Source organism: Starkeya nomas (assembly GCF_902703545.1).
Classification (GTDB): Bacteria; Pseudomonadota; Alphaproteobacteria; order Rhizobiales; family Xanthobacteraceae; genus Ancylobacter; species Ancylobacter moscoviensis.
The window spans coordinates 1,015,950-1,030,955 of sequence record NZ_CACSAS010000001.1; the positions used below are offsets into that span (position 1 = coordinate 1,015,950).

Here is a 15,006-nt window from a genome sequence, read left to right on the forward strand (position 1 = left end):
TGACTCGCTGTCGTTCCGCCGCGCGAGGCGAGGGGGAATGGTGCCGGCTGAGGGGATCGAACCCCCGACCTTCGGTTTACAAAACCGCTGCACTACCGCTGTGCTAAGCCGGCCCGCGCCGTGCCCGGCCCAGCCTCTCGACCGACCGCAGCACCTGAAGCCTGTCTTCGCCCAAGCAACGGCGAGCGTCAACTATGCCGGCTTGTCTTTGCAGACCTTCCCGACGCTGGCTGACGGGCGTGCTGCCGTGGATGACCGCAGGATGACGCGGATATCTCTGCGTGGCGGCAAGTCAACGTTGCGTCAGGCACTTGGTTCTGCGAGAGGAAGCGCAGGGGAGGTGCCCCATGGTGGTGCGCCTTCCGGGCCGTCGGCGTCGTCGACGGTGCACCTGCAATGGAGGCGGAGAGAATGTTCCGATTTGCATTCGCATCGGCGGCGCTGCTGCTGTCGGTCATGACCGGCGCTGCGTCGGCCCAGACCATGAGCTACGCCGAGGCTGGCGCGCTGATCGCCAAGAGCTGCGGCCCCTCGATCGAGCGCTTCTGCGCCAAGGACAATCTGGGCAGCGGCGATCTCTATCAGTGCCTGCAGAAGCGAGGCAACCAGGTGCCGGACCAGTGCGGTGCGGACTACCAGAACGCTCTGGCCTCCATCGCCAAGCGCGTGGCCGCCCAGCGCGATGCTTTCCGGATCTGCGAGCCCAGCATCCGCGAATTCTGCGCCGGCGTGCAGCCGGGCGACGCACGCCTCCTCGACTGCCTGCTGACGGCCTCCAAGGTGGTGGCGCCGACCTGCAAGCAGGTGCTGCTCGACGCCGGCTGGCAGTGAGCCGCGACGCAACGCTCAGGGAAAGAGACAGATCATGACCCGTATGACCCGTTTCGTCGGAGGGCTCGCCCTCGTCGCCGCGCTCTCGGCGCCGTTCGCGGTCGCCCAGGCGCAGACCGCCACCAGCGACCGCCAGATCATGCAAGGCCTGTCGGCCGTCGTGAACGACGACCCGTCGCTGACCGCGCAGGTCCTGCGCCAGATGGCGCAGAACGCCGTGGACAAGAACCTGCCGCTGACGCTCGACAAGTCCGAGATCGCCAAGCGTCTCGACAAGCTGGCGCAGATCACCGTGCAGATCCAGTTCGCGCTCGGTTCCGCGATCATCCGGCCGGAATCCTACGGCACGCTCGGCGCCATCGCCGATGCGATGCATCACCCGATCCTGCTGAACTACCGCTTCATCGTGGTCGGCAACACCGACACGACCGGCACCCGCGCCGTCAACCTCAAGCTCAGCCAGCAGCGCGCCGACGCCATCGTCCGGGCGCTGGTGACGGTGTTCGACGTCTCGCCGGACCGGCTGGAGGCCGTGGGGCTCGGCCAGGAGGCGCTGCAGGTGCCCTCCAAGCCGCAGGACCCCATCAACCGGCGCGTGCAGATCTTCACCATCGGCACGGTCGGCGCGATGCCCAAGCCGGTGCCGACCAACCCACAGTGAGCGCGACACTCGCGCCGCTCCTGTGATAGCTAGGCCGGCCGGCGCCTCAAGGGTGCCGGCCGGCCTTTCCTTTTCAGCCGTCATTCCACCGACGAATCCAGAGTGTCAGCAATGAGCATCAAGAGAATTGAGGTCGGCCCGCGCATGAGCCAGGCCGTGGTCCATGGCTCGGTCGTCTATCTCGCCGGCCAGGTCGCCAAGGGCGACAGCGTGGCGGCGCAGACGCAGGCGGTGCTCGCCGACATCGACGCGCTGCTGGCGCAGGCCGGCACCGACAAGACGAAGATCCTTACGGCCACCATCTATCTGTCGGACATGAGCACCTTCGGCGAGATGAACGCGGTGTGGGACAAGTGGGTCTCGCCCGGCAACACGCCGGCCCGCGCGACGGTCGAGGCGGCGCTGGCGACCCCCGAATACAAGGTCGAGATCGTCGTCACCGCGGCGATCTGAGCGATCGCGCCGGCCGCTGGCCGGGCTGAGCGCCACACATTGAGCGCCACCACATGGCGCCGGACATGACAAAGGCCCCGTCTCGCGACGGGGCCTTTGCTTTTGAGGGGCTCCGCCGGGAGGGCGGAGCCGGAACCGGCTCAGTGCCAGTTGTCGATGTCGCGGTTCTTGGTCTCCGGCAGGAAGATCAGGCCGATGACCACCGTCATGAGGGCGATGATGATCGGGTACCAGAGGCCGGAGAAGATGTTGCCCGTGGCCGCCACGATGGCGAAGGCGGTGGGCGGCAGGAAGCCACCGAACCAGCCGTTGCCGATGTGGTAGGGCAGCGACATGCCGGTGTAGCGGATGCGGGTCGGGAACAGCTCGACCAGCAGCGCGGCGATCGGGCCGTACACCATCGTCACGTAGAGGACGAGGATGAACAGCAGGCCGATGACCGAGAGCGCGCGGGGATCGGTCAGCACGCCGCTGACGGAGGGCTGCTTGAGGATGCTGGCATCACCCGCCTTCGGGTAGCCCGCTCCCTGTGCCGCCGCGACGACGCTTGCGCCCGTCTTGTCGGTGTCGGGGATCACGACCTCGGTGCCGTTCACCGTGGCGACGAGGGGCGTACCCTCCGCGCCGGGCTTCAGCTCGTAGTGCATCGAGTTGGTCGCCAGCGTGCGGCGCAGGACGTCGCACGGCCGGGTGAAGACGCGCACGCCCACCGGGTCGAACAGCGTGCCGCAGGTGGCGGGATCGGCGGTGATGTCGATCTTCACCGTTTCCGTGGCCTCGATGAGCTTCGGATTGGCGATGCGGGCGATGTTCTCGAACAGCGGGAAGTAGGTCATCGCCGCGATGAGGCAGCCGGCGAGCAGGATCGGCTTGCGGCCGATCTTGTCCGACAGCCAGCCGAAGAACACGAAGAACGGCGTGCCGATCAGCAGGCTGAAGGCGATGAGCAGGTTTGCGGTTGTGCCGTCGACCTTCAGCGTCTGTGTCAGGAAGAACAGCGCGTAGAACTGGCCGCAGTACCACACCACGGCCTGGCCGGCGGTGCCGCCGAGCAGGGCGATGAGCGCGATCTTGGCGTTCTCCCAGCGGCCGAAGGCCTCGGTGAGCGGCGCCTTCGAGCGGCGGCCCTCTTCCTTCATCTTCTGGAAGGCCGGCGACTCGTTGAGCGAGAGGCGGATCCAGACCGAGAAGGCGAGCAGGATGATCGACAGCAGGAACGGAATGCGCCAGCCCCAGGCGTTGAAGTCTTCCGGGGTCATGGAAAGGCGCAGCGACAGGATCACCAGCAGCGACAGGAACAGGCCGACCGTGGCGGTCGTCTGGATCCACGAGGTGTAGAAGCCGCGGCGGCCATGGGGCGCGTGCTCGGCGACGTAGGTCGCCGCGCCGCCATATTCGCCGCCGAGCGCGAGGCCCTGCAGCAGGCGGCAGATGATGAAGATGACCGGGGCGGCGTAGCCGATGCTCTCATAGCTGGGCAGGAGGCCGACCATGAAGGTGGCGATGCCCATGAGCGTCATGGTGACGAGGAAGGTGTACTTGCGGCCGATGAGGTCGCCGAGGCGGCCGAACACCAGGGCGCCGAAGGGGCGCACCGCGAAGCCGGCGGCGAAGCCGAACAGCACGAAGATGAACTTCGCCGTGTCGTTGGTACCGGGCACGAAGGTGGCGGCGATGTTGGCCGCCAGCGAGCCCGCGAGATAGAAGTCGTACCATTCGAAGACGGTGCCGGCGGAGGAGGCGATGATCACCTTCCTCTCTTCCCGGGTCATCGGCGCCGCCTTTCTGGCGGGCGCTGCCGTGGTTACACTCATTGTCGTTCCCTTCCCCAAAGTAAGTCGCGCCGATGGCCAGACGCGCGGCGTCCGGCATGCGTGCAAAAGGGACGCGCCCGCAGAGGAGCGACGTCGGCTGTCATGATCGAGTTTGGGAGTTCCTACGGGAACACCTTCCGCTCGGGCTGTTTCCTCCCGGAGGGGCCGCAAAAGAAACGAGCGGCACCAGTCCCCGGTGTTGCGGCGCGCGGAATTCTTCGATTCCTGCACTGCCTTATCGGAAAGCTTGACGAAAGCGGCCGGGTTTGACGATTGGCAATTGGTCGTAACCTCCCGTTGTGCTGCGCCGCGGGAGGAAATGCTGTGGATGCGAAGTATAGTGCCCGGATCGGAAGGGCGGCTCGAGCTAGCCGGCCCGGGCGATGGCGCGGCGGGCGATGTAGAGCGCCAGCGCGGCGGCGTTCGACACGTTGAGGCTCACGATGGCGCCGGGCAGGTCGATGCGCGCGAGGCTGTCGCAGGTCTGGCGGGTGAGCTGGCGCAGCCCCTTGCCTTCGGCGCCGAGGACGAGCGCCATGGGAGCCCGGAGCGCGGTGTCGGCAAGATCGGCCGGGCCTTCGCTGTCGAGGCCGACGACCTGCACGCCGCGCTCCTTCAGCTCTTCCAGCGCGCGGGCGAGGTTGCCGACGAAGCAGAGCGGCACGTGTTCGAGCCCGCCGCTGGCGCTCTTGGCCAGCACGCCGGTGGCGGCCGGGCTGTGGCGCGCGGTGGTGACGATGGCGCCGACCTTCATGGCGGCGGCCGAGCGCACGATGGCGCCGACATTGTGCGGGTCGGTGATCTGGTCGAGCACCAGCAGGAGGTCGCTCTCCGCCGCCTTTGCGAGGCTCAGGGCGGGCAGGGGATCGCATTCGGCGAGCAGGCCCTGATGCACGGCGTCGGGGTCGAGCAGACGGTCGATCTCGCCCGGTCGCACGATCTCCGGCTTCACCTTGAGCGGAATCGATTCGTCTTCCAGACGCTTGGCGGCGTTCTCGGTGGCGAGCAGCCGGCGAATCTTGCGGCGCGGATTGCGCAGGGCCTCGCTGACGCTGTGCCAGCCATAGAGGATCGCCACGTCGTCCGGCCACGCGCCGAAGGGACGCCCGGCGGGGCGCGGGCGGGGCTGGCGGGGACGACCGGCGGGGCGCGAGGGCCGGCCGGCGGGGCGATTGGGGCGATCGTTCATGGCGCGCGTTCTGTCACGGCGCGCGCGGCTTGGCAATTTGCGGTTCGCCGCGCCCGACGCGCACGCGGCCGGGGACGATGCCGCGAGCGGGGTTGACAGGGCAGGGGCACCCCACCATAAAGCCGGCCGCACGGGGAACCGCGCTTTGCGCCGGTAGCTCCCCGTGGGGTCGAAGACGGTACGTTCCGACGTGCCGGAAGCGGCCGGCGTGCGAGGGGGAGTGTCCCGAGCGGCAAAGGGGGCGGACTGTAAATCCGCTGGCTATGCCTTCGTAGGTTCGAGTCCTACCTCCCCCACCACGTCGCCTCCCGCTATATTACCTTTGCCTCGCGGGTGTAGCTCAATGGTAGAGCAACAGCCTTCCAAGCTGATGACGAGGGTTCGATTCCCTTCACCCGCTCCACTTCCGCTCCCGAACCCTATATAGGCGACGGCGCAGGTACTGCGGCAGGCCGGCATGGCCGTCCGCGCCGCCCGTCAACGCGGCACTTGCGGAAACAACCGAAACCGCCTATCCCACGCCCGATTTTTCGCGACCTCGGGATGTCGCTGAAGGAAACGAGTTATGGCCAAAGAGAAGTTCAACCGTTCGAAGCCTCACTGCAACATTGGGACGATTGGCCATGTTGACCATGGCAAGACGTCGTTGACGGCGGCGATCACGAAGGTTCTTGCGGAGACGGGCGGCGCGACACTGGCCCTTGGGGATCGTGCCCTCGAAGCTTCCATAGTCGAGCGGGTGATCCTCGACATGGACGGCGAGGCGCTTCTCGCCGGGGACGAGGCTGGGGCCACGCGTGACCGCCCAGCTCTTGAGCACCCCATCCATCTCCAGCCGCAGATCGTAATGCAGGCGGCGGGCGGCGTGCTTCTGGATCAGATAGGCGTGTCCCGCGCGGGCAGCGGGCGCGCCGCGAGGCTCGGAGGTGAGGGAAAAGTCGCGCTTGCGGCGGTAGACGTCGAGCGGCATGGCCTATCCTGCCCTGCGGGCCGGAGCCTTGCGCGCGACTGTCTTGCGCGTGGACGATTTGCTGGCGGAAGACTTGCCGGCGGAAGACTTGCCGACGCGCTTCGCCGCCTCTCCCTTCGTGCCCTCCTTGCCGGAAAGCCCGGCGCTGCGCCGGAGCGCGTCCATCAGGTCCACCACCTTGCCGCGCGCCGGCTCTTTCGGCGCGGCGATCTTCCGCCCCTCGATCTTGGCGCGGACAAGTTCGGCGAGCGCGTCGTCGTAACGGTCGACGAAGGTTTCCGGCTGGAAGATCCCCATCCTGGTGTCGATGATGTGCCGGGCGAGATCGAGCATCTCGCCCTCGATCGTCACGTCGGGAATATCCTCGAAGGCCTCGGCCACCGAGCGGACCTCGTAGTCATAGTTCAGCGTGGTGGCGACGATGCCCTGATCATAGGCCCGGATCAGCAGCGAACGCGGGCGCCGGAACAGCACACCCCTCGCCAGCGCCGCGACCTGCTTGCGGCGCAGCCCCTCGCGGATGACGGCGAAGCTCGTGCGCGAGACCTCATCCGCCGGGCGCAGATAATACGGGCGGTCGAAATAGAGATCGTCGACCTCGCCACAGGGGATGAAGCCCTCCACGGACAGGGTCTTGTCGCCTGCCGGCACCACGGCGGCGATCTCCTCGGGATCGAGCATCACATACTCGTCCGAGGCGATCTCGTAGCCCTTCACCTGATCCGCCCGCTCGACCTCCTTCCGCGTCTCGGGGTCGACGAAGCGACGGTTCAGCGCGTGGCCCGTGCGGCGGTTCACCATGTGCAGACGCACGCGCTCGCTGGTCGAGACGGCGGTGTAGAGCGCCACCGCGCAGACCACTTCGCCGAGCTTGAGATAGCCTTTCCAGGTCGCGCGGAGGGACACGCACTCCTCCCTTCGAGCCCCGGGGACGGACCGGACGCCGGAGCCTTCGTCGACCGATAAGGCGCGAAGCCGTCGCGATGTTCCCACCGCTTTGCGCGAACCACGGCAAACGGCAGATGCATGGCACCGGCCACGGCCCGGAACCGCCGAGGGTGCCGGACCGTTTCATGTTCGCGGTGCAGGAGGAAGCGATGCGGACGGCACGGCGAATCCCGCAGGACATTTATCGTATCCGCGGCAATGAGACGGACTGGCAGGTCGAGCTCAACGGACAGATCGACAGGAGCTATGCCAGCAAGCAGGCCGCCTTCGAAGGCGTCGTCGCGGCCGCCTCGAAGGCCCTCCGCGACGGGCATGAGATCGTCATTCTCGTGCCGGCATCGCGGCCGGGAGAAAGGGCGTTCGCCGAGGAGGATTCCGGCGGCATTCCCTGGTCGTCCCTGACGTAGTTCGGGACAGGACCGCCGCCACGCCCGAGCGATCGAACGTCAAAGGGTCGCCCGGCACATGCCGGGACGACCCCTGAAAGCCTGTGATGGAAAGGCTTTGCTGCGACGGTCAGTGCTGGCCGCCCTTGTGCCCGGCGTCGCGTGCACGCTCCCGGTCATTGGCGAGATTGCCGGGTTTGCCGTGCTGCCCGCCCTGCTGGCGCTGTTCGTCGCCGGACTGGCTGTGCTGCTGGCCGCTGCGGGAATGTTCCCCGCCCTTGCGGCCGGCTTCGCTGGCGCGTTCGCGATCTTCGGCAAAATTGCCGGAGCCGCCGCGATGCTGCGTGTTCGCCATTTCGACTCTCCGTTCAGGTTTTAGCCCCGGGAGGTCAACGGGTCAGAATGCCGGCCGTTCCAAGGTAAAATCGGCGGGCCAAGGCGAGGAGGTCGAGCTTGATCGTCCCCGCGCTCCTACTCGGCCCCCGCTGGGGCCACCAGCGGAGGAGCAGGCGGGGCTGGGACGGCCGCGACTATGCCGGCAGGACGACCACCTTCGTCTTCACCGGCGTGCGGTCGTACAGGTCGATCATGTCCTGGCTGAGCAGGCCGACGCAGCCGCTGGTGATCCCCGAGCCGATCGTCTCCGGGGCGCTCGTGGCATAGATTGTGTAGAGCGTGTAGGCGCCGTTCTGATAGAGGTAGAGCGTGCGCGCACCGAGCGGATTGTCGAGGCCGCCGGGCATGCCGCGGGCGTATTTGGCCGCTTCCGGCTGCCGCTGGATCATCTCCTTGGGCGGGGTCCAGACCGCCCATTCGCCCTTGCGCCCGACATAGGCGTCACCGCTCCACCGGAACCCGTCGCGACCGACATTGGCGCCGTAGCGGGTGGCCATCCCGTCACCTTCAATGCGATAAACGTAGTATTTGCCGGGGTCGACGATGATCGTACCCGGCTCTTCCTTCGTCTCGTAGCGAACGGTCCGGCGGTAATATTTCCGATCGACCTTGCTGACATCGACCGCCGGTATCGGGAATTTCTCCTCGGGCACCGGCCCGTAGACTTTCTCGGCCTCGGCGAGGCTCATGCCGTCGGGCGTCGCGCACCCGGCCAGTCCGAAAGCGCCGAGGCCGACGGCCGAGCCGACCAGAAACGACCGGCGGCTGAGAAGCCCGGCCCGATGCCCGGCCAGAGCGATGTCGCCACCATTGCCGGTATCGGCGCCCTCAACGTCCATGTTCATGATTTCGGAACTTCCTGTGTCCTGCAGCCCGACGCGACAATGCCCAGCAAATTGCCGACCAAGCATCCTGCTGGACGGAGATTGCCGGCACGGGCCTCGACTGACAAGCCGGAGCTCGCCTCGGCGAATTCGGCGGCATTCTATGGCGCAACGCGCGCCATGAACCCGCTTCCCGACCCGCTGTCAACGCTCCGGCGGCCGACGTATCCGGAATTGAAACAGGCAGGGGCGGTAGCGACACGGCAGCGAGAACCGCCGCCGTTCGTATCCGTCACTCCCACTCAATTGTTCAGGTCCATATCAACCATTTGAATTCATTGCAGAAAATATTTTTGCGCTCAAATACTGCCGGCCCAGGACCCGTCAGAAACCTACACTGCTGATATCGTTGAGGAACTTCCACCGACCTCCGCAAGCCATCTATCGACTACTATCGGCTCTTTGCGCCCCATTCCAGCTCTGACACCCGAACCCAGATCGCGGCTAAAAGTACCGTCAGCGTCGGCAGAATCCGGCGCCTACGCGAACGGGCAAGGTCTGGCCTCCATCAGAAATCCTCCACCCATTGGAGGATAGACATGACCAAGAAGCCAAGCCGCGTACGTGTCCTGATGATGCCATATCAGGATGACGACGATAGGGACCCGGTAGGGTATTCCGGCCCCGCCACCGTGCTGACCGGCCTACCAAGAACCATCCGACGGCATGAACTTCGGTTGATCGTGCCGCTTGCCGACAGCACGATCTACGAAATGGAGAAACGCGGCGACTTCCCTCGCCGCTTCAATCTCACGCCGCGGTGCGTGGTGTGGGATCTGGAGGAGGTCGAAACGTGGCTGGAGCAGCGCCGCCAGACCTATCTTGAAGGCCGAGCGAAGATCGCGCCTGGGCCAGATGTTCTTCAGCGCAAGACCCGGCCTGTAAGACCGACAGACGGCTCAGCGAGCTGATAGAGGGATCACCGCATCTCAGGATGCGGTGATCCTATCCGTCTGCGTCAGAGGCGAATTGCGGCGTCATTGTTTGTCAGAAAAAGATATCGTATTTTCTGACGTATGGATCAACCGAGTTCCTCAACTCCCAGCAGGATCTTGGTCCGGGCTTTGGCCAGCGGACGAGGAAGCGTGTTCACGCCCAGCGACTTCCTAGACCTCGCCGAGCGTCCCGCTGTCGACCAGGCCCTCTCTCGCCTCGCGAGAAACGGCAAGCTGCGCCGTCTGGCGCGAGGCCTCTACGATCTGCCCAAGCTCCATCCGAGGCTTGGGCCACTTTCCCCCGACCCGGATCACGTCGCGCGCGCATTGGCGCGGGAGACAGGATCGAAAGTACAGATCGCCGGCGCCCGTGCTGCCCACCTGCTCGGGCTGACGCCCCAGGTGCCAGCCCAGAGCGACTATCTGACCGACGGACCGTCCAGACGTGTCGTTCTGGGAAAACGCGCGATCGATCTGCGCCATGCCTCGCCCAAGCACCTGATCCTGCCAGGAAGCGCCGCAGGCTCTGTCGTGCAGGCTCTTCGCCATCTCGGTCCGACGCGAGCCGACGACGTCGTTCGGATCGCTGCTCGATCCCTGCCTGCAGCCGACAAGAAGAAGCTTGCCGCGTCAGTCCGTCAGGCGCCGGCTTGGATGCGGCCGACGCTTCTAGCGATTGCCGCCGTCCAACATATTGATGAGCGGTAGCTCGGTCAGCGCCGAAACAGCCGCGCGCCCTCTCTGATGAACATCAGCCATAGGCGAATTTCGTCACGCATCTGGCAAGCCAGGAAGGGAGTTGCGAGGCGATGGCCACCAGTTCGCTAAAATCGCCCGGGGCAAGCCGCGCTTTCACCGCAGCCATGCGGGCCTCTGCCGCCTCGGGCCCGAGCCACGCCAACGCCCGGATCGCCTCACCAGCCGGCCGGTCACCCAAGAGCAATTGCCAACGCGGCGCGTGGCGAAGTTCCACCGTCTGCTCACCAAGACCAAAGGTCTGGGAACGGCCCGAGGTGAGATAGATGGACCGCATGGGCACCTGGGTTGTGAACCCGAGTCTGTTGGCGGCCATCGCTCTTATCGCCTCTTCGATCGACGGCGCCCTTGTCCCGAATCGGCCATGGACGGGAAGCAGGAACAGGCCCCGTCCGGCCCGGATCAAGCGATTGCGCCGAGCCAAGCGGGACAGCGCCTGATCCACCGCCGCTCGATTGCCAAAATGTAGCAGAGCCTTGGCGGACACGCCGGTGCCCTCAGGCAGGCCTTCTACATGGGCCATGATCTGGTCGGTCAGTCGCTGCATAACGATGTCAGAAACATACACGAGTTTCTGACACTACGCACCGCTCAGATCATTGTCCCGCGTTCACGGCTTCGTCTGTTACGAAGGCTTCCATGCTGGTGACCTCGTCGGCAATCGTCGCAAGCTGCAACTGGGCATCCATCTTCTCCAACCGCTGCCGAGCCCATCCGATGAAAGCTTGCATGGCGGATACTTCCTCGGAGACTTGGTCAGGGGGAAGCGTCGTCAGAAACGTCCGTAGCCGATCTCGCTCCCCTGCTTGCGCGAGCTTGCGATCCAGGAATTCCACCCGCTGCTGTTCGAGCTTGGCAAGCCGTGCCTGTTCGGCGCGCCGCTGGCGGGAGATCTCCTCGAGCCGCGCCCGTTCCCGGGCTTCTTCCCGCTCCACCTTCCTGCCGGCCGCGAATGCAGCAAACGAGACCAGTATCTCATCGATCCGGCTGTCGATCTTGCGTGCGCGGGTGTCGGCGAACCGCCGCTGGGCGTTTTCATACCGTGACCAGCCCGCGATCTCGATCGCCATCTCGCCGGTAGGCGTGAAATCATAATAGGGAATGGCGGGGCGCTTATCCCATTTGTCCCAATCATTGCGATGGCGGGCATCCCAGCGCTCTCGCCGGCGGGTCTCCTCTTCCGTGGCTACATGGAGCGACCGGCGAATGGTCTGATAGATGGCAAAGCCGATCGGTTCTTCGTCGACGACCATTTCGAGACCCTCGCGTCCGGCTTCGAACCGATGGCCACGGGCCAGAGCATTGTAGACCAGCGCGTTCAGGAAGGCGCCGACACGATCGAGCGTATCGGGGTGCGCGCGGATCCGAAAAACCTCCCCGCCAAGACCGGTGATCGCGCCGTTGCGATCCGGCTCGGCCTTCCTTGCTGCGGCAAGCGTCTTGGCGACGAGCGGATGCAGCTTTTCCGGCACAGCGACAGCTTCCACCGCCTGTCTGGCGACCGCGATCGCCGCCTCGACAGGCTCGGGCGCTGGCGGCTTCGCGCGTGCATCGATCACGATGCGATCGCTCACGCCCTTTGGCGCGACACCTAACGGTTTACGCTTGATCGGGCGTCCCGCATGCAGTCGTCCCCAATAGGTGGCATCCGGCAAGGGGATTGCGTGCTTCACGCATTGCTTGCGCAGCGCCACATCGGAGATGCCGAGCTCGGGCGCCACCTTGGATACGGCGCATTCCCAGATCATGTCATAAAGCTGCTGCCGGGTGAGAACATGCCGCATCGGCAAACCTCTTGCTGGAATTCTTAAGCTCGATACGCTATATGACCATCTACATGGTCAGGAGCGTGACATGGATGCGATCAATCTGGCGGATGCCAAAGCCCATCTGAGCGAGTTGGTCGACCGGGTCGAAGCGGGCGATTCGATCGACATCACCCGTCGCGGCAAGCCGGTTGCACGGCTCACCGCGGTGGCAAGGCCCCGCAAGCAGATCGATGCCGCGCTGCTTCAAACGCTGACGGCAGCGATGCCGCCCCAGTCCCAGAGCGCTGCCGATCTCGTGCGCTCGATGCGGGATGGCGACCGCTACTGATGCCCTATCTCGACACGTCGCTGATCGTCGCGGCACTCTCCAACGAAGTGATGACGCCGCGTGTTCAAGCCTGGCTGGCCGAGCAGGACCCCGCGCAGCTTCTGATCAGCGACTGGACCGTCACCGAGATGTCATCGGCTATGGCGATCAAGCTGCGGACGGGGCAGATCACCCTCGAGCAGCGCGCGGCGGCCCTGGCCATGTTCAACAAGCTGGTCGCCGAGAGCTTCACCGTGCTGCCCGTGACGGGTGGGCAGTTTCGGGCGGCGGCGAGGTTTGCCGATCAGCACAGCTTGGGGCTTCGCGCGGGTGATGCCCTGCATCTTGCCGTCGCGTCGGAGCATGGCGCTACAGTGCATACGTTGGACCAGCGGCTTGCCGAGGCCGGACCGGCGCTCGGTGTGCCGGCACAATTGCTGGCATGATCCGGGCCTCTTCCAGCTTGGCCGGCTCGCTCCGGAGCTGCCATGGCCGGTGACTGGTCCGACGAACAGAACGACGCGATCGTGGCGGATTATTTCGCGATGCTTGGCGATGACATCGCCGGCCGGCCCTACAGCAAGGCCGAGCATAACCGCCTCCTGCAGGTGGGGATCGATCGGCCCCGCGGCTCGATCGAATACAAACATCAGAACATCAGCGCCGTGCTCAAGGGCCTCGGTGAGGATTGGATCCCAGGCTACAAGCCGGCCTTCAATTTCCAGGCCTCGCTCGTCGATGCGGTGGTGCGCTGGCTCCAGCGTCATTCGGATTGGCTCGCACCGGCCACGCGGATGGCAATGGGGCCGTGGCCGTCAGTGCTCCGGGAAGAAGCAATGCTGTGGATCGGACCGCCACCGACGCACAGCAATGCGCCGCCGCCCGACGAGCTCGAGCAGATGACCGCCACCGCTCGAAAGTACGATGTGGCGGAGCGCGATGCCCGCAATCGCGCTCTGGGTCGTGCTGGCGAGGAGCGCGTCCTCGCCCATGAGCGAGCCAGCCTGCTCGCCGCCGGCCGGACCGATCTCGCTGAGCGCGTCCGCTGGGTGTCGCATGTCGATGGCGATGGTGCCGGCTATGACATCCTGAGCTTCGACACCGACGGCAGCGACCGGCTGATCGAGGTGAAGACAACCAATGGCTGGGAGCCCACGCCGTTTCACATCACGCGTAATGAGCTGGCCGTAGCGGAGGAGCGGCGCAGTGATTGGCGACTGGTGCGATTGTGGAATTTTGCGCGAGAGCCAAAGGCATTTGAACTGCAACCACCGTTGGAGGCGCATGTGTCGCTGATGGCGACCGGCTATCAGGCGAACTTCTTTTAGTGGGTCGTTAGCCGTCTGGCAGCTTCACGCGATGCAAGGTATCAAAGCTGACATTTGGCTTTGGACCAGTGGGGCTCGCCATCCGCAGTCGTCTATTGGCGCCCCAGCGTTGATGAAACTGAGAACTACGTTTCCGCTGGAGCGCTATGATTCCGCAGCCTACGCTGCTCTATATCCCTAGAAACGCGATGATGTGGTAAATTACGCTATGATATTTATACCTCTCAAGCTGAAGGAGTTATTTTGGACGAAAATGGATGGATAACTGGATAAGTAGAACGCGGGGCAGGTACCCGCAGCCTTAAATCCATGCATACTTTAGATCATGTCTCCAGAGGATGTCGGTCAGGCCAAGACGAATTGCATGAGCGGCCGCCAAAGCCAAAGCTCCGAAATGCGGTACTCTGACGTTTAGGGCGATCCACTCGATATTTCCGCGGGTGTAAACGCCGATGTGCGAGACGTCATTGTTCTCATCCTGTCCGATCAGTTCGATGACCACCGCGATGTACCTTCGAGGAACAGAAATACCTTGACGGAACTCCTTCGCTTTATGCACCAACTTGCTCGCCTCGACGCCGTAGCGAATATTCGCCGCTGCCCGCAACGAATCCAGTCCAGAGAAGCCTGGATTGCGACGCTTCCATGCTTCCCAACTGCCCCGTGAAATATCTATCGGTACTACCGGCCTGAGAGGCGTACCGTGTGAGAGCGCCTCCTCGACATGATCGTTCCAGGTGTGCAAACTTTCCAACAGCGGCTCGTCCTTCAGCGCAACTTTCACTCGACGGTATTCTACCGGCGAAAGCCGCGGAACGGTGAAAGCCACGTGCTTCACGCGTTCGAAAGGCAGGTGGTTGAGTCGCGGTCGCCGTGCTCCGAAGAATTTGCTCTCGGCACCAATCGGTGTCGCAGGCTTTACGAAAGTGCGCCCTTCCCATTCGAACACGATATCGGTCTGCGCCTCCTTAGCCGCAGTCGGGCCGTGCTCGCCTCTTACGAATTCGGTCATATGTCGGTCGGCAAGCTTGCCCCAGGCCGATTTCAGGGTTTCGAATTCTAAAAATGGCCGTTCCTCGTGGATCGGCACGTAGTTTATCGGCCACAGCGCGAAGGTGTCGAACCCGTCTCCATGAAGATAGCATCCCGCGACCACGATCGCGTCGATCTCGTCAGTATCGTTCCGCGCCCGCCTCGCGACGTGATCCAAAAGCTCCTCGTGCGTGAGTGCGGTGAAGCCGTTGTTGACGACTGTTGATTTCCACTGAGATCTGACCCGGCAGGAGCGGATTTTTCCATCGAGAAGTGACCCATGTTTTCACCACGTCTCACGCGGCCCACGCGGGAGACAGCGGAGTGATCGACATGGAGTTATTGAG

The 15,006-nt window shown here is 64.6% G+C and carries 17 protein-coding genes, 3 tRNA genes and 2 pseudogenes; 12 read left to right on the forward strand and 10 right to left on the reverse strand.

Features of this window, described 5'->3' with window-relative positions:
• Window positions 1-38: 38 nt before the first annotated feature.
• Window positions 39-113, reverse strand: a tRNA-Thr gene (locus STARVERO_RS04825).
• A 298-nt stretch (window positions 114-411) separates the two neighbouring features.
• Here STARVERO_RS04825 and STARVERO_RS04830 point away from each other — a divergent pair.
• From STARVERO_RS04830 to STARVERO_RS04840, 3 genes are all read left to right on the forward strand, one after another.
• Window positions 412-831, forward strand: a complete 420-nt coding sequence (locus tag STARVERO_RS04830) for a hypothetical protein (RefSeq protein ID WP_144342858.1) — start codon at window positions 412-414, stop codon at window positions 829-831.
• A 34-nt stretch (window positions 832-865) separates the two neighbouring features.
• Window positions 866-1,492 (forward strand): OmpA family protein, encoded by a 627-nt coding sequence (locus tag STARVERO_RS04835; RefSeq protein WP_159598089.1) that lies wholly within the window; start codon window positions 866-868, stop codon window positions 1,490-1,492.
• Window positions 1,493-1,603: 111 nt separating this feature from the next.
• Complete coding sequence (locus STARVERO_RS04840) at window positions 1,604-1,945, forward strand: RidA family protein (RefSeq protein ID WP_159598090.1); 342 nt, start codon at window positions 1,604-1,606, stop codon at window positions 1,943-1,945.
• A 140-nt stretch (window positions 1,946-2,085) separates the two neighbouring features.
• On the opposite strand, the gene STARVERO_RS04845 is transcribed toward STARVERO_RS04840, so the two are convergent.
• Both STARVERO_RS04845 and rlmB read right to left on the reverse strand, forming a co-directional pair.
• Window positions 2,086-3,759, reverse strand: coding sequence for an MFS transporter (locus STARVERO_RS04845; RefSeq protein WP_159598091.1), 1,674 nt, complete (start codon window positions 3,757-3,759; stop codon window positions 2,086-2,088).
• 367 nt (window positions 3,760-4,126) lie between these two features.
• Window positions 4,127-4,948: a 23S rRNA (guanosine(2251)-2'-O)-methyltransferase RlmB gene (rlmB, locus tag STARVERO_RS04850; protein ID WP_200837672.1), complete on the reverse strand. Its 822-nt coding sequence runs from the start codon at window positions 4,946-4,948 to the stop codon at window positions 4,127-4,129.
• A gap of 214 nt (window positions 4,949-5,162) precedes the next feature.
• Here rlmB and STARVERO_RS04855 point away from each other — a divergent pair.
• From STARVERO_RS04855 to STARVERO_RS04865, 3 genes and pseudogenes are all read left to right on the forward strand, one after another.
• A tRNA-Tyr gene (locus STARVERO_RS04855) sits at window positions 5,163-5,247 on the forward strand.
• 30 nt (window positions 5,248-5,277) lie between these two features.
• Window positions 5,278-5,351: transfer RNA gene (locus STARVERO_RS04860), tRNA-Gly, on the forward strand.
• A 162-nt stretch (window positions 5,352-5,513) separates the two neighbouring features.
• Window positions 5,514-5,660 (forward strand): annotated as a pseudogene (locus STARVERO_RS04865) (GTP-binding protein); the annotation flags it as partial.
• Here the strand turns inward: STARVERO_RS04865 and STARVERO_RS04870 are convergent.
• Together STARVERO_RS04870 and ku are read right to left on the reverse strand one after the other, a co-directional pair.
• Window positions 5,643-5,918: pseudogene (locus STARVERO_RS04870) on the reverse strand (DNA polymerase ligase N-terminal domain-containing protein); the annotation flags it as partial. The pseudogenes STARVERO_RS04865 and STARVERO_RS04870 sit on opposite strands and share 18 nt — an antisense overlap.
• A 3-nt stretch (window positions 5,919-5,921) precedes the next feature.
• Window positions 5,922-6,824 carry a non-homologous end joining protein Ku gene (ku, locus tag STARVERO_RS04875; RefSeq protein ID WP_159598092.1) on the reverse strand — a complete coding sequence of 301 codons (903 nt, stop codon included), beginning with the start codon at window positions 6,822-6,824 and terminating at the stop codon, window positions 5,922-5,924.
• Window positions 6,825-6,976: 152 nt separating this feature from the next.
• Here ku and STARVERO_RS04880 point away from each other — a divergent pair, with 152 nt between their 5' ends.
• On the forward strand, window positions 6,977-7,273 hold the full coding sequence (locus STARVERO_RS04880) for a hypothetical protein (protein WP_244616587.1): 297 nt from the start codon (window positions 6,977-6,979) through the stop codon (window positions 7,271-7,273).
• 109 nt (window positions 7,274-7,382) lie between these two features.
• Here STARVERO_RS04880 and STARVERO_RS23795 read toward each other — a convergent pair whose 3' ends face one another.
• Together STARVERO_RS23795 and STARVERO_RS04890 are read right to left on the reverse strand one after the other, a co-directional pair.
• Window positions 7,383-7,607, reverse strand: a complete 225-nt coding sequence (locus STARVERO_RS23795) for a con-10 family general stress protein (protein ID WP_159598093.1) — start codon at window positions 7,605-7,607, stop codon at window positions 7,383-7,385.
• Between the two features lie 175 nt (window positions 7,608-7,782).
• Window positions 7,783-8,487, reverse strand: coding sequence for a L,D-transpeptidase (locus tag STARVERO_RS04890; protein ID WP_159601598.1), 705 nt, complete (start codon window positions 8,485-8,487; stop codon window positions 7,783-7,785).
• 584 nt (window positions 8,488-9,071) lie between these two features.
• Between STARVERO_RS04890 and STARVERO_RS04895 the strand changes: the two genes are divergently transcribed.
• Window positions 9,072-9,443: a helix-turn-helix transcriptional regulator gene (locus STARVERO_RS04895; protein ID WP_244616589.1), complete on the forward strand. Its 372-nt coding sequence runs from the start codon at window positions 9,072-9,074 to the stop codon at window positions 9,441-9,443.
• A gap of 141 nt (window positions 9,444-9,584) precedes the next feature.
• The gene (locus STARVERO_RS04900) at window positions 9,585-10,175 is read left to right on the forward strand and encodes a DUF6088 family protein (protein ID WP_159598094.1); all 591 of its coding nucleotides are present in this window, start codon (window positions 9,585-9,587) and stop codon (window positions 10,173-10,175) included.
• 43 nt (window positions 10,176-10,218) lie between these two features.
• On the opposite strand, the gene STARVERO_RS04905 is transcribed toward STARVERO_RS04900, so the two are convergent.
• A complete protein-coding gene (locus STARVERO_RS04905) occupies window positions 10,219-10,770 on the reverse strand; it encodes a DUF6088 family protein (RefSeq protein ID WP_159598095.1) in 552 nt (183 codons plus the stop codon).
• Between the two features lie 49 nt (window positions 10,771-10,819).
• Window positions 10,820-12,007 (reverse strand): hypothetical protein, encoded by a 1,188-nt coding sequence (locus tag STARVERO_RS04910; RefSeq protein ID WP_159598096.1) that lies wholly within the window; start codon window positions 12,005-12,007, stop codon window positions 10,820-10,822.
• A gap of 70 nt (window positions 12,008-12,077) precedes the next feature.
• Between STARVERO_RS04910 and STARVERO_RS04915 the strand changes: the two genes are divergently transcribed.
• Genes STARVERO_RS04915 through STARVERO_RS04925 form a run of 3 tightly spaced genes read left to right on the forward strand, consistent with a single transcriptional unit; the run spans window position 12,078 to window position 13,627 of the window.
• Window positions 12,078-12,320, forward strand: a complete 243-nt coding sequence (locus tag STARVERO_RS04915; RefSeq protein ID WP_159598097.1) for a type II toxin-antitoxin system Phd/YefM family antitoxin — start codon at window positions 12,078-12,080, stop codon at window positions 12,318-12,320.
• Complete coding sequence (locus tag STARVERO_RS04920) at window positions 12,320-12,745, forward strand: type II toxin-antitoxin system VapC family toxin (protein ID WP_159598098.1); 426 nt, start codon at window positions 12,320-12,322, stop codon at window positions 12,743-12,745. The genes STARVERO_RS04915 and STARVERO_RS04920 overlap by 1 nt, the downstream gene beginning before the upstream one ends.
• Before the next feature lie 42 nt (window positions 12,746-12,787).
• The gene (locus tag STARVERO_RS04925; RefSeq protein WP_159598099.1) at window positions 12,788-13,627 is read left to right on the forward strand and encodes a protein NO VEIN domain-containing protein; all 840 of its coding nucleotides are present in this window, start codon (window positions 12,788-12,790) and stop codon (window positions 13,625-13,627) included.
• A gap of 301 nt (window positions 13,628-13,928) precedes the next feature.
• On the opposite strand, the gene STARVERO_RS04930 is transcribed toward STARVERO_RS04925, so the two are convergent.
• Window positions 13,929-14,837: a hypothetical protein gene (locus STARVERO_RS04930; RefSeq protein ID WP_159598100.1), complete on the reverse strand. Its 909-nt coding sequence runs from the start codon at window positions 14,835-14,837 to the stop codon at window positions 13,929-13,931.
• Window positions 14,838-15,006: the final 169 nt, after the last annotated feature.